Raw genomic sequence first — 12258 nt, forward strand, 5'->3', positions numbered from 1 at the left:
ACAGAACGCATTCAGATTCTGCTATGACTCAACTTAAATCTCAATCATTTCAAAATCAGCTTTACTGACACCACAGTCTGGACATGACCAATGTTCAGGTATATCTTCCCAACGTGTACCCGCCATAATCCCCTCATCAGGCCAGCCAATCGCCTCATCATAAATCCAGCCACAAACAATACATTGGTATTTTTTCATTTCAACCTCAACTCATATCATCTGTTTGCTCTGTTTTTTTGAAAAGATTTTGATATTTTTTAAGCAATCTATTACGAGCTTTAGGATATACATTAAGCCGTTCAATTTGTCCTTCATAATGTTGAATGACTCGTTCGTCCATTAATTTAAACCACCATTGGGGAATTAATGCTGGAAGTACCATACTGGCGTAACCCGCAGGAAGTTGTGGAACATGTTCAAAATGGCGCAGTGATTGAAAACTGCGTGTCGGATAAGCATGATGATCTGAATGGCGCTGCAACTGATACAACAGAACATTACTTAACATACTATTATTGTTCCAGCTATGTTCAGGCATAGTACGCGCATAGCGACCGTTTCCCAGATCTTCACGCTTTAAACCATAATGTTCCATATAGTTGACCGCTTCGAATAAAGTAATCCCACAAAAAGCCTGTGTAAGTTGGGTGGGAATAATGCGCGATCCAAAGAGTTTAAGCATCAGCGCATGATATGCGGCGCTAATTACCCAACCATGAATCAACTCATTATCGAATGACCAAAACTTTTTACCTTTGCGCTCCAAACGACGGGTTTCAATTTCGATTGCAGATTTAAAACTACCGACCACTGTTCTCGGCCAAAATTGCCAGAAACTTTCACCCAATTGTGATGAAGCAGGATCTTCAGGCGTAGCAACCCGACGATGATGACCATACGGATGTTCGATCCGAAAATGGTTATACCCCGTAGGCGCCAAACATAGATGAGAAAGATAATGCTCAAGCTTTCCTTGTTTATGGCTTAACTCATGGGCAGTATTAATTGCGACACCATTGACCACACCCAATAAATGGCCAAATAGAATACGGTCAGCCATCGGTGTCGATGCCCGACTGACAATATAGTTTCCATAAAGATTGGCAATCAGTTGAAAAGGAATAAAAAGTTTGGTCACTCGTGCATAATAGGGATCCTGCTCCAAAGCTGCGATTGCTTCTTCAGGTGGATTATCTGGATCTTGTCCCATAATTTTATCTAATGCAGGAATAACCAGATGCAACGCCAACGGCCCAAAAGATGCAAATAATTTACGTGTGGCTTTCGGCCCAAATTGGTAACCTAAAAAAGCAGTATTGGCAATATTGGGAATCACCACACCTAACAGCCATAGCTGACGTTTTTTATCTTTATATGGCTGTCCTTGCTGAACGGGATCAATCTGCGTTATAGCATTCATCTCTTTATCCTCGACTGAATTCTCGATAAAGAAATTTTGCCAATAACGCTGTTTATGCAATATTCATTTTATGACATTCATCATTCATTTTAAGACATAATCTTAAATATTTATTTTGTTCCTGATCATTCAATTTTTTAATAACGTTTGCTACATAATGGCTTCAATACCCTGATTGCTGATTTGTATGTTACATTTTCAGGGTTTCCATTTACGATCCAATGAATATGCTTGAATTCTGGTTTAGTTCCGATATTTCACGTACTCAAAAAGTTTTGATTTTGATTATTACTTTACTTATTGCGGTTGGCTTGTATCGTTATCACCCTTTGCCTTTGGATATTATTTTAATGTTTGCTGGAACAGGCATTATTTTTTTAATCTGCCGCTACTTCAAGCAATATTTTGCTCAAAACAATCCAACTGGATTGCTTTATCGTTTATTGACATGGATTCCGATTGCACTGTTACTCACTCTACTTTTTATGAAAACCATGAATAATCTGATGTGGTGGGGCATTCAAGGGATCGCCTTTATGGCACTCGCTGTATTTATCTTTTCGCCACAATTCCTGTTTAAATCGAACGCAATCACCCCGCCTAAAGAGCATTAATATGTTAGCTTTTTGGTACTCAGAGCGTTGTACCCGCGGCATAAAACTTAGTATTTGTATTGCTACATGCTTAATCATCTATATCAGTTCAAGCATTGAGAAATTACCAACTCTTTTTGTTGTCATGAGTCTGTTACTTGGAATGATCAATCATTTTTTACAGCAAAAAATAAAGCGTATTCAAGCTGACAACCCCTATGCAGAAGGGTTTTCAATCATTGGTTTTGTTTTTCCCATTATTGCTCTTATTAGCCTCATTTCTTTTTTGCCTCAATTACATAAATGGGCGCTGGCAATACAGGTCATCGGCTTTAGTGCTTTAGGCTTATTTATGGTCTCGATTTATCAAAATCGCGCGCCTCGTTAAACTTCAATTCTGCCTAATTGGCTGTTCATTACCAAGAAAAACCGCTAAGATTTAGGGTTAGTTTGTACTTATGTACACGCCCAAAAATGACGACATATCAGAGAGCATCATGCGCGCATATTTAGACCTTTTACAACACATCCTCGACAATGGCGGCGACAAAGGTGACCGCACAGGAACAGGAACACGTTCAGTATTTGGTCATCAAATGCGTTTTGATCTATCTAAAGGTTTTCCTTTACTCACCACTAAAAAAGTCCATTTCCGTTCGATTGTGATTGAGCTATTGTGGTTTTTAAAAGGCGATACCAACGTCCAATATCTCAAAGACAATAAAGTCAGCATTTGGGATGAGTGGTCGACCGCCGAACAAACGGCTCGATTTGGTCGACCTGAAGGTGAGCTTGGCCCCGTGTATGGTCATCAATGGCGAAACTTCGGCGCAACAAAACAAGCAGATGGTCGATATAACTCCGATGGTTTTGATCAAATTCAATGGCTGATCAATGAAATTAAAACCAATCCAAATTCTCGTCGTCTGATTGTATCTGGTTGGAACCCCAATGAAGCAGGTCAGGTTGCACTTCCACCTTGTCATACTTTGTTCCAGTTTTTTGTTCAGGATGGCAAACTTTCCTGCCAACTTTATCAGCGAAGTGCCGATGTATTTTTAGGCGTGCCATTTAACATTGCCAGTTATGCTTTACTCACACATATGATTGCGCAAGTTTGTGATTTAGGTGTCGGTGATTTTGTCTGGACAGGTGGAGACACGCATCTTTATGCCAATCATTTTGAGCAAGCACAATTGCAACTCACTCGTGAACCACTTGCGTTATGTCAATTAAAATTAAATCCAGAGATTCATGATATCTTTGATTTTCAATTTGAAGATATTGAGATTGTAGATTATCAATCACATCCAGCCATTAAAGCCCCTGTTGCAGTATAAGGTTAAGGAAAATCAAAATGACATTTCAAAACCTCGAAGTGGTACATGTGGTGGCTATGGATCAGCAACAATGTATTGGTAAAGGCAATGCTTTGCCGTGGCATATTTCCGCTGACTTAAAACATTTTAAGGAAATTACACAAGGCGGCGTGGTGATTATGGGCCGTAAAACATTGGAATCAATGGGACGCCCTTTACCCAATCGTATTAACTGGGTGATTACTCGCGATCCTACTTGGCAGTTTGAAGGAACCAAAGTTGCAGCCAGTATAGAAGCTGCCTTACAGGGCGCGGTACAAGATCTACAGCAATCTGATAAAAAATCATTGTTTATTATTGGTGGTGGTGAGATATTTAAACAAACACTTGATATTGCTGACCGTTTGGAACTTACGCATGTAGAACTTGATGTTCAGGGGGATACTTTTTATCCTGCGATTCCTGAATCATTTAAAAAAATGAGTTCCGAACAGCATATCGATGATAAAACTGGCATTGCCTTTGAGTTTGCAAGCTACCAAAAATAAAACTGATCGATTAGATGAATTATGCAGAATATTGGAAAAACAGAATTTTTAATGGCGCTGAGTAAAGGAATTGTGCTCACTGCCTTTTCAATATTTTTGATTGTTTCAAGTTTATGGGTGTGTCTCGCACTTTGGATTCAACAACCTTTTGGTTGGTTAATCAGTCGAGTGCTGATTGGCATATGGATTGCTTTTGCTCTAAGTATACTAGGCATCTACATTACTCAGCATTTGATCAGTCGTCGGGTCGATATGCTGATTTATATCGTTGGGTTTATTGGTGTTCTGTTCTGGTATTTCAATATTACGCCACTACAAAATCGTGAATGGGACCCTGAAGTCGAAAAGATTCTTTCCTATGAACGTGATGGCGATGTGATCACATTACATAATATTCGTAATTTTGACTGGAAGCCTGATGGTAGCTATACCCCACATTGGGAAACCCGTCGTCTGGACTTAAATAAAATTGAGGGTGTCAATATTGTGACCTCCTATTGGATGGGACCACAAATCGCACATACCTTGGTGAGTTTTAATTTCAGCGATCAACAACCTCTCACCTTTTCTATTGAAATTCGTAAAGAAAAGAATGAAAGTTTTTCCGCAATCGGAGGGTTCTTCCGACAATTTGAACTGAGTTTAGTCGCAGCAGATGAAAAAGATATTATTTATACTCGAAGTAATATCCGCAAAGAACAAGTCTATCTATTCCCAATTAAAATGTCGAATACGCAAGCCAAAGCCTTATTTAATGAATATCTAAAAAGTGTAGATGAATTGCAAAAGCACGCTCGCTGGTACAATACTTTAACCAGTAATTGCACCACTCTGGTTTTTGATATGGTGCAAGCAATTAATCCAGATGAACTACCCAAAGATTATCGTTTAATTGCGTCAGGTTATTTACCCAACTATCTTTATGATTTGGACGTGTTAAGTCATCATTACACTGTACCTGAGTGGTATCAAATGGCTTATATCAATGCACGTGCAGCCGAGTATGAAACCTTTAAACACAAAACTAGCGCCAATTTTTCTGCGGTCATCCGTGAAGGTCTGCCACAACCAAACCAGCAACCCGAATAGATTATGAAGATAATGTGGGGCTATACTAAAAATTAACTACACAATTTCACGCTTTTTCACTGCCTTTACTGTTTTTTTTTGCTCTTATATCTAGCAATTTAGATCAGTTTATTTAGGGTTATTTTCATGCTCAAGCAGTTGATGATTTCAACAGGTTTCATTTCGTTTCTTACCATCACAGGTTGTGCAAGCATGACCTCAACACCTGTTCAGTCAGAACCAAAGCCTGCTAGCCCAGTGCTTCCTGCTCAATCAGAAAATTCAAACCTATTATATGCTCAACGCTGGGTAGCCACAGAAATTAATGGCTTTCAGGTTCAACCTTCTGAAAAAATGCCTCAAATCCAATTTGATTCTAGGTCTAAACGTTTTAGCGGCTCAGATGGCTGCAATCAGATTATGGGCAGTTTTAGCACAACAGATGACAGATTAAACTTAGGTCAAATCGCAAGCACCAAAATGATGTGCACAGATGCGAATAGCCTTACAGCCACACAATACCAACAAGCACTGGAAAAAGTTGCCCGTTACCGTGCTAGCTCACAACTACTGGTATTGTTTGATCAAAATGGTCAGACCTTGATCGCTTTAAAAAAAGCAGATCAATAGATTTATTATTTTAATTTACAAATTTAACCTTATGAATAAATTGTGGTAACACTATAGCGTTAAAGTTATAAGCAATGAAAATAGAGGGATCAATATATGCAACAAGCTTTATTTGGCGGAGGCTGTTTTTGGTGTACCGAAGCGGTATTCTTGCAGATTCAGGGTGTCAACAAAGTGGTCAGTGGTTATGCAGGTGGAGATATTCCAAACCCTAGCTACGAGGCCGTGTGCACAGGTCAAACCAAACACGCAGAGGTGATTTTAATTGATTTTGATGAGCAGCAAATCAGCTATACGCAATTGCTCAATGTTTTCTTTGCAACACATGATCCAACGACACTGAATCGTCAAGGGAATGATGTCGGCACTCAATATCGCTCCGTTATATATTATTTTGATGAAACCCAGAAACAGCAAGCTGAGCAATTTATTGCAGAATTAAAACAGGAAGGTATCGATATCGTCACCGAACTCAGCCCTGTACCAACCTTTTATCCTGCTGAAGATTATCATCAAAACTTTTATGCCAAAAATCCTTCGCAGGGCTATTGTAACTTTGCAATCCCGCCCAAGCTGTCAAAGCTTAGAGGAAAGTTTCAAGATTTACTAAAACACTGAGTGAATAAAATTTTGAGATAAAAAAAGCAACTCATTTGAGTTGCTTTACTTTTTTAAATTTCAAGGGGAAACCTAGTTTTCACTCACGAAAGCAATATCACTGAGTCCGGCTTCACTCGCACGTGACATGACTTGCGCCACAGTATCATAACGTGATTCTTTATCTGCACGTAATTGTACAGTTGGCTTCTGAGCTGATTGACCTGCTTCATTAAAACGTCGCTGAAGTTCATCCAACGTAATGTTTTCTTGTCCCCACGCGATATCACCATTTGCATTAATACTAATCGTAATTGGTTTATCTGGTGGTGGCTGAATTTCAGCAGTTGTTTTTGGTAAAGTTAATGGCACTGATGGGTTGGCGACCGTCGCTGTGACAAGGAAAATGATCATCAATACCAACATAATGTCAATTAACGGAATGAGGTTCATCTCATTCATGCCACTGTCGTGGTCTTCACCCAATTGAAAAGCCATTAAGCTTGACCTCCAACATAACTTTGTGAAGTCGCTTTCACATCAGCTTTCGCTTCTACTGAGTCTTGTAGCAACATTGTATCAATCAATAAGCTATGTGCCTGATCCTGTAAATCATGCGCCAAGCCGCGATTAAAACGTACACAAATGTTGTAAGCCAATACTGCAGGAATCGCAACAGCCAAGCCCAAACCTGTCATGATCAGTGCTTCACCCACTGGTGTTGCAACCTGAGCCAAACCTGCCTGACCACTTTTACCAACCGCAACTAAAGCATGGAAAATACCCCATACCGTACCAAACAAACCAACAAAAGGTGCGATTGATGCAATGGTACCTAATACTGCAACACCTTTTTCAGCATTTGATTTTTCGGCAGAGATCTGACGAAGTAAAGCTTGTTCAGCTACAGCTTTACGCTGATCAAATGGAAGATGTACAAATTTTGCTTTTAAGCTAGATAATGCTTTGGTCAGTTGAGCATAAGCTTGTTGTTTTAATTGGCGTGTTCCCATCAAACGCAGGATGAAAATCGTCCAGGTTGCAATCGACATGACCAAAAGCACAAAATACAATGTTTTGCTGACTGCATCTGCATGTTGCCAATAAACTGAAAAGTTCATACTCGAACTCCTGAAAATGTTAGCCGTTAGGATTCAATGTTAATTCAAATGGTTGTTCTGCCCGAATCGGGTAAGCCACACCATTTTCTTTATACGGTTTGAATTTTGCACTGCGCACTGCGCGTAAAATCTTGTCATCTAGTGAAGCAACACCACTACTACGCGTCACACGCGCATTGGTAATTTTGCCACTTTCATCTGCTTCAATCATGATCACCACAGTTCGGGTTTCGCCTTGTAAATCCCGATTGGTGTATGAAGGACGCGGAGAACGACTCCACTGTACACCTGAGCCACCAATCGATACGCTTTTAGGCGATGGATCGCGTTGCGGTTCCGCTGCTGGTTGTGGAGCTGGTTTCGCTTTTTCGACCACTTTTTCAGTGACTGTCGTCGTGGTCGTTAAAGGTTTCATATCAACCTTTGGTTCTGCTTTAACCACTTCTTTAGGTGTTTCCGCCTTTTTCACCTGCTGCACTTTTTCCACTTTCTTTGGTGGTGGTGCAACTTTTTCTACAACCTTAACCTCTTTTACCTCTTTTTTCGGTTTTGGCTCTTCCTTCTTAGGTTCTGCCTTCGGCTTTGGAGGTAATGGAGGTGGTGCCTGAATTTTAACGAAACGAACGTTTAACGGTTGTTTCTCAATCGGTTTCAGTTCAGGACTTTTAATATGACTCACCGCCCATAACACTCCCATATGACCAATCACAACCGCAATAAGTGCAGTGATGACCTTTTTTTTCATCGGATGAGGAGAATTCGGAGGAGTAGAATTCAAAGTTATTGCAGGAGATTGACTCATGTGAATCTAATTACCTTGTTGAAAACCAAACGTCCGAAAATATGTATCAGAGCGATTTAGTTCATCGGTTCAAACAATTAAAGTAACGCGATAATAAATGAGAAGTGTTTTCATTTGCAACCATTATTTTACTAATTTGTAACCAATAAAATTAAATTTACATATATTTCAATAGTATAAAACAAAAGTTTAACTATAGAAAATTCCTTAAATAATATGCATTGTAATCGGAAACAATGGATATGTTATATCATAACAAGCAGTGCGGTTAAAAAAAGCATATCCTTAAATATGCTTTACCGCGTGTACTGCTTTAAAATTTTACTGGAATACGACGGTCTTGTTGCCATCGACAATAATACGATCTTCAAGATGCCATTTTACCGCTCTCGCCAATACATTACGTTCAACATCTTGTCCAAGTTCGCGTAACTGTTCTACGGTAAAATCGTGATTAACACGTTCTACATCCTGCTCAATGATCGGGCCTTGATCCAGATCAGCAGTCACATAATGCGCCGTTGCTCCAATCAGTTTGACACCTTTTTCATAAGCTTGTTTGTAAGGATTGGCCCCCACAAAGGCGGGTAAGAAGGAATGATGAATATTAATCACCTTCATTTCCCAGCGCTGAACAAACTCTTCATCCAGAATTTGCATATAACGCGCCAATACCAACAAGTCATTACCTTGCATCAGCTCATCGATTTTGGCATAAGCTTCACGTTTATTTTCTTTGTTAACAGACACCACTTCAAATGGAATACCAAAGTTTTCCACGGCTTCACGTAAGTCTTCGTGATTTGACACTACTTTGGTAATTTCACAAGCCAAACCACCCCGTGCATGTCGCCATAATAGCTCAAGCAAAGCATGGTCGACCTTAGAAACTAAAATTCCGACCTTTTTTAGCTCATTTACAAATGCTAGACGCCATTGCATGTTATAGCGCTCAGCGACGTTTGCCGCAAAAGTCTGAATCAATGTATCTTTACGGCTTTGTAGATGCTCCAACTCAAACTCAACACGCATAAAATAGCGTCCGCCCTGAGCTTCTGTTGCGTATTGATCAAGTGCGGTAATATTTGCTCCCTGATGATACAAAAAGCTCGATACAGCTTGCACGATGCCCGGCTTGTCTTCACAAGTAATGAGTAAACGTGCTGTATTGGCGGTGGTCGTGTTCATTTGATTAATATCACTTATAAGTCAATTTAAAAACAAGCCGAGTATTCTAGCGCTTTTTCCGCAGAGACTAAATAGTTTCCTTAAGCGGACCATCACGCGAAATAAGACTGACTACATATCATTCTATTTTTGATGATAAACTGGCAAAAAGCTCAGAACTTCCAAAACTTTCCAACAAGCTTTCGTAAGTTTGACGGCTTTCCCCCATCAAATACGGCCCTTCCAAAAACACCATCTGACGCAAAGCTTGCCAAATCCATTTTTCGTCAAGACGACTACTATCACTGATATGCCCAGACATATAAAGAAAGTTGGTCCAGTTCGTCAAAACAATCCACAGGTTAATGACCAACGCTTCAATTTCTGAATTGGTCATTTTCATAAGACCTGCATCGACAAATGCCTGATAAATTTTTTGTCCCTGCTGCATCACTTTTCCTGCAAAACGTGGATAAATCTTTTTGAAGTCGTTATTACTTTCAATTAAATGATAAACATCACGATGCAGAAAACGATAAGCCCACAGTTGATTACTCAATACCTGAAAATAGCGAATTTTATCATTGGCATTGACTAAACGGTCATCTGGTAATGCCAGCATCTCCAGTGTTTCTTGTTGGTACTGTTCCGCCAACTCTTTGATAATTTCCTGTTTATTACGAAAGTGATAATACAGATTGCCAGGACTGATCCCTAATTCAGCTGCGATATGATTCGTCGTAACGGAGCGTTCACCACGTTCATTAAACAATTGCAAGCTAATGTGCAAAATACGATCTTTGGTTTTAAGTGTTTTGCTAAGAGACATTATTTAATAACCGTATGTAAATTCAAAGAGTAAAAATGCTGACACATAAACCAGCTTGACTATTTAGAGTATTTACTCTAAAAATATCATATAGAGCAAATTTTAGTTATGGAAGCGTGTCATGAATAGTCAAACAAAAAAAATGTCGATGACTCCTCATTCATTCGATCACCAACAGTTAAAAGACTTACTGGAACATCAAAAATTAGCATATCAACGCTACCCTGTGCCAACTGCAAAAGATCGTATTGATCGTTTAGCTCGGCTCAAACGTGTTTTAATCAAATATCAGGATCAAATTGCCGATGCAATTAATCGTGATTATGGTAACCGTTCTATCGGTGAAACCAAAATTGGCGAGTTACTCACCTGTGTTGAACAGATTGGCTATTATAGCAAGCATTTGACTGAATGGATGAAACCATCTAAACGCCATGTCAGTCTAATCCATCAGCCTGCCAAAGTCTGGGTTCAATATCAACCATTAGGTGTCATTGGTATTATTGCACCGTGGAACTATCCACTACTGCTCTCTGTTGGCCCATTGATTTGTGCGCTAGCAGCGGGTAATCACGCCATGATCAAAATTTCAAGCGCTTCGGCGCACTTTGGTCAAGTACTTGAAAATGCACTTTCAGAAGCCTTTCCACAAGAGTTAGTGGCTGTTGTTAATGGTGGCGGTGCTATTTCAGATGCATTTAGTCATTTGCCTTTCGACAAAATGATTTTTACGGGTTCAACCAATGTCGGTAAAACGGTGATGGCTGCTGCGGCTGAAAATTTGGTTCCTGTAATTTTAGAACTTGGCGGCAAATCTCCCGCAATTGTACATCCATCTATGGATATGAAAGATGCTGCACAGCGTTTAGCTGTAGGAAAACTCTGGAATGCAGGTCAGACCTGTGTCGCACCTGACTTTTTATTTTTACCAAAAGGTCGAGCTGCCGAGTTTATTGAAAACTTTAAAATTATTGTGAAAAGCATGTACCCAACTTTCCATGATAATCAGGATTACACCTCGATTATCAATGATAAACAGTACAATCGCTTGCAAGGTTATTTAGAAGATGCACGCTCACAAGGCGCACGTATTATTGAAATCAATCCTGAACAAGAGCAGCTTGATGATGTTCGTAAAATCGCACCGACTTTACTGACAGGTGTGACTACAGAAATGGACATTATGAAGAATGAAATCTTTGGTCCAATTCTTCCAATCTTTGAATATGATCAAATTGAAGATGTCATTGAGTTTATTAATCGTCGTCCGCGCCCACTTGCGTTATACTACTTCGACTTTGATCAGTCACGTGCCGACTATCTTGCTGAACGCACACATTCGGGACATTTTGGTCAAAATACCGTGTTAACCCATGTTGCACAAGATGACCTTCCTTTTGGAGGCGTTGGTGCTTCAGGAATGGGTAAATATCACGGACCAGAAGGTTTTTTCAATCTGTCGCATGAACGGTCTATGATGTCAAATCCAAAGCTGTATAGCTTAAAATACATCCTACCACCGTTTAATAAGCCGATTCATCGATTGCTTTATAAAACACTTCTACGCTAGGGTGATCAAGGCATGATCTATCACACAGAATCATGCCCTGTTTTTATCAAATTCGCTTGTCTTTTAATCGTATTTTTGGTATAAAACGCCCCTTGAATAAATTCAATCCGTTTATTTGTATGACTGGCCACAGATTTGCTGTTGGCTAAATCAATGGAGTTCCACCATGTCTAAGGTTTGCCAAGTTACCGGCAAGCGTCCAGTCGTTGGTAACAACGTCTCACACGCCAACAACAAAACCAAGCGCCGGTTCGAGCCGAACCTGCATCACCACCGTTTTTGGTTAGAAAGCGAAAAGCGTTTTGTACGTCTTCGTTTAACCACTAAAGGTATGCGTATTATCGACAAATTGGGCATTGAAAAGGTTGTTGCTGATCTTCGTGCTCAAGGTCAAAAGATCTAAGGAGTCCTTGCAATGCGTGACAAGATTCGCCTAGTTTCTTCTGCTGGTACTGGTTATTTCTACACTACCACTAAGAACAAACGTACTATGCCGGAAAAAATGGAAATCAAAAAATTTGATCCAAAAATCCGTCAACACGTTATTTTCAAAGAAGCTAAAATCAAATAATTTTAGATTCTTAAAAAAACGGC

The 12258-nt window shown here is 39.8% G+C and carries 17 protein-coding genes; 10 read left to right on the forward strand and 7 right to left on the reverse strand.

The features are described 5' to 3' along the window. Window positions 1-33: 33 nt before the first annotated feature. Together A7A69_RS03310 and A7A69_RS03315 are read right to left on the reverse strand one after the other, a co-directional pair. Window positions 34-198 (reverse strand): rubredoxin, encoded by a 165-nt coding sequence (locus A7A69_RS03310; protein WP_151980394.1) that lies wholly within the window; start codon window positions 196-198, stop codon window positions 34-36. 7 nt (window positions 199-205) lie between these two features. Further along, the gene (locus A7A69_RS03315; RefSeq protein WP_152876290.1) at window positions 206-1420 is read right to left on the reverse strand and encodes an alkane 1-monooxygenase; all 1215 of its coding nucleotides are present in this window, start codon (window positions 1418-1420) and stop codon (window positions 206-208) included. 227 nt (window positions 1421-1647) lie between these two features. Here A7A69_RS03315 and A7A69_RS03320 point away from each other — a divergent pair, with 227 nt between their 5' ends. The 7 genes from A7A69_RS03320 to msrA all read left to right on the forward strand — a co-directional run bounded on the left by A7A69_RS03320 (window position 1648) and on the right by msrA (window position 6196). Continuing rightward, the gene (locus tag A7A69_RS03320; RefSeq protein ID WP_120369712.1) at window positions 1648-2034 is read left to right on the forward strand and encodes a hypothetical protein; all 387 of its coding nucleotides are present in this window, start codon (window positions 1648-1650) and stop codon (window positions 2032-2034) included. A gap of 1 nt (window position 2035) precedes the next feature. Beyond that, complete coding sequence (locus tag A7A69_RS03325; RefSeq protein WP_152876291.1) at window positions 2036-2401, forward strand: hypothetical protein; 366 nt, start codon at window positions 2036-2038, stop codon at window positions 2399-2401. 109 nt (window positions 2402-2510) lie between these two features. Beyond that, window positions 2511-3353 (forward strand): thymidylate synthase, encoded by an 843-nt coding sequence (gene thyA, locus A7A69_RS03330; RefSeq protein WP_152876292.1) that lies wholly within the window; start codon window positions 2511-2513, stop codon window positions 3351-3353. A gap of 17 nt (window positions 3354-3370) precedes the next feature. Next, a complete protein-coding gene (locus tag A7A69_RS03335) occupies window positions 3371-3880 on the forward strand; it encodes a dihydrofolate reductase (RefSeq protein ID WP_152876293.1) in 510 nt (169 codons plus the stop codon). Between the two features lie 21 nt (window positions 3881-3901). Further along, complete coding sequence (locus A7A69_RS03340; protein ID WP_120369716.1) at window positions 3902-4969, forward strand: Lnb N-terminal periplasmic domain-containing protein; 1068 nt, start codon at window positions 3902-3904, stop codon at window positions 4967-4969. Window positions 4970-5095: 126 nt separating this feature from the next. Further along, the gene (locus tag A7A69_RS03345; RefSeq protein WP_120369717.1) at window positions 5096-5578 is read left to right on the forward strand and encodes an META domain-containing protein; all 483 of its coding nucleotides are present in this window, start codon (window positions 5096-5098) and stop codon (window positions 5576-5578) included. 96 nt (window positions 5579-5674) lie between these two features. Continuing rightward, complete coding sequence (gene msrA / locus A7A69_RS03350) at window positions 5675-6196, forward strand: peptide-methionine (S)-S-oxide reductase MsrA (protein ID WP_120369718.1); 522 nt, start codon at window positions 5675-5677, stop codon at window positions 6194-6196. A gap of 72 nt (window positions 6197-6268) precedes the next feature. Here the strand turns inward: msrA and A7A69_RS03355 are convergent, their stop codons facing one another. The 5 genes from A7A69_RS03355 to A7A69_RS03375 form a co-directional block, all read right to left on the reverse strand. After that, complete coding sequence (locus A7A69_RS03355; RefSeq protein ID WP_120369719.1) at window positions 6269-6673, reverse strand: ExbD/TolR family protein; 405 nt, start codon at window positions 6671-6673, stop codon at window positions 6269-6271. Then, a complete protein-coding gene (locus A7A69_RS03360) occupies window positions 6673-7296 on the reverse strand; it encodes a MotA/TolQ/ExbB proton channel family protein (protein WP_120369720.1) in 624 nt (207 codons plus the stop codon). Before A7A69_RS03360 ends, A7A69_RS03355 begins: the two co-directional genes overlap by 1 nt. Before the next feature lie 19 nt (window positions 7297-7315). Beyond that, on the reverse strand, window positions 7316-8098 hold the full coding sequence (locus A7A69_RS03365) for an energy transducer TonB family protein (protein ID WP_187349159.1): 783 nt from the start codon (window positions 8096-8098) through the stop codon (window positions 7316-7318). 321 nt (window positions 8099-8419) lie between these two features. Beyond that, the gene (gene purU, locus A7A69_RS03370; RefSeq protein WP_120369722.1) at window positions 8420-9286 is read right to left on the reverse strand and encodes a formyltetrahydrofolate deformylase; all 867 of its coding nucleotides are present in this window, start codon (window positions 9284-9286) and stop codon (window positions 8420-8422) included. A 118-nt stretch (window positions 9287-9404) separates the two neighbouring features. After that, window positions 9405-10094, reverse strand: a complete 690-nt coding sequence (locus tag A7A69_RS03375; protein ID WP_120369723.1) for a TetR/AcrR family transcriptional regulator — start codon at window positions 10092-10094, stop codon at window positions 9405-9407. 121 nt (window positions 10095-10215) lie between these two features. Here A7A69_RS03375 and A7A69_RS03380 point away from each other — a divergent pair, with 121 nt between their 5' ends. From A7A69_RS03380 to rpmG, 3 genes are all read left to right on the forward strand, one after another. Continuing rightward, window positions 10216-11664 carry a coniferyl aldehyde dehydrogenase gene (locus A7A69_RS03380; protein ID WP_120369724.1) on the forward strand — a complete coding sequence of 483 codons (1449 nt, stop codon included), beginning with the start codon at window positions 10216-10218 and terminating at the stop codon, window positions 11662-11664. Between the two features lie 166 nt (window positions 11665-11830). Continuing rightward, window positions 11831-12067, forward strand: a complete 237-nt coding sequence (rpmB, locus tag A7A69_RS03385; protein ID WP_000048256.1) for a 50S ribosomal protein L28 — start codon at window positions 11831-11833, stop codon at window positions 12065-12067. 12 nt (window positions 12068-12079) lie between these two features. Then, window positions 12080-12235: a 50S ribosomal protein L33 gene (rpmG, locus tag A7A69_RS03390; RefSeq protein ID WP_001205031.1), complete on the forward strand. Its 156-nt coding sequence runs from the start codon at window positions 12080-12082 to the stop codon at window positions 12233-12235. The last annotated feature ends 23 nt before the right edge of the window (window positions 12236-12258 follow it).

Source organism: Acinetobacter guerrae (assembly GCF_009372255.1).
In the GTDB taxonomy this organism is placed as follows: Bacteria; Pseudomonadota; Gammaproteobacteria; order Pseudomonadales; family Moraxellaceae; genus Acinetobacter; species Acinetobacter guerrae.

Excerpts from the sequence above, each read along its gene's own strand:
- A7A69_RS03360 (WP_120369720.1), bottom strand. The coding sequence starts at position 7,296 with ATGAACTTTTCAGTTTATTGGCAACATGCAGATGCAGTCAGCAAAACA.
- A7A69_RS03365 (WP_187349159.1), bottom strand. The coding sequence starts at position 8,098 with ATGAGTCAATCTCCTGCAATAACTTTGAATTCTACTCCTCCGAATTCT.
- A7A69_RS03345 (WP_120369717.1), top strand. The coding sequence starts at position 5,096 with ATGCTCAAGCAGTTGATGATTTCAACAGGTTTCATTTCGTTTCTTACC.
- A7A69_RS03380 (WP_120369724.1), top strand. The coding sequence starts at position 10,216 with ATGAATAGTCAAACAAAAAAAATGTCGATGACTCCTCATTCATTCGAT.
- A7A69_RS03335 (WP_152876293.1), top strand. The coding sequence starts at position 3,371 with ATGACATTTCAAAACCTCGAAGTGGTACATGTGGTGGCTATGGATCAG.
- rpmB (WP_000048256.1), top strand. The coding sequence starts at position 11,831 with ATGTCTAAGGTTTGCCAAGTTACCGGCAAGCGTCCAGTCGTTGGTAAC.
- thyA (WP_152876292.1), top strand. The coding sequence starts at position 2,511 with ATGCGCGCATATTTAGACCTTTTACAACACATCCTCGACAATGGCGGC.
- A7A69_RS03355 (WP_120369719.1), bottom strand. The coding sequence starts at position 6,673 with ATGGCTTTTCAATTGGGTGAAGACCACGACAGTGGCATGAATGAGATG.
- rpmG (WP_001205031.1), top strand. The coding sequence starts at position 12,080 with ATGCGTGACAAGATTCGCCTAGTTTCTTCTGCTGGTACTGGTTATTTC.
- A7A69_RS03325 (WP_152876291.1), top strand. The coding sequence starts at position 2,036 with ATGTTAGCTTTTTGGTACTCAGAGCGTTGTACCCGCGGCATAAAACTT.
- A7A69_RS03310 (WP_151980394.1), bottom strand. The coding sequence starts at position 198 with ATGAAAAAATACCAATGTATTGTTTGTGGCTGGATTTATGATGAGGCG.
- A7A69_RS03375 (WP_120369723.1), bottom strand. The coding sequence starts at position 10,094 with ATGTCTCTTAGCAAAACACTTAAAACCAAAGATCGTATTTTGCACATT.
- purU (WP_120369722.1), bottom strand. The coding sequence starts at position 9,286 with ATGAACACGACCACCGCCAATACAGCACGTTTACTCATTACTTGTGAA.
- msrA (WP_120369718.1), top strand. The coding sequence starts at position 5,675 with ATGCAACAAGCTTTATTTGGCGGAGGCTGTTTTTGGTGTACCGAAGCG.
- A7A69_RS03320 (WP_120369712.1), top strand. The coding sequence starts at position 1,648 with ATGCTTGAATTCTGGTTTAGTTCCGATATTTCACGTACTCAAAAAGTT.
- A7A69_RS03340 (WP_120369716.1), top strand. The coding sequence starts at position 3,902 with ATGCAGAATATTGGAAAAACAGAATTTTTAATGGCGCTGAGTAAAGGA.
- A7A69_RS03315 (WP_152876290.1), bottom strand. The coding sequence starts at position 1,420 with ATGAATGCTATAACGCAGATTGATCCCGTTCAGCAAGGACAGCCATAT.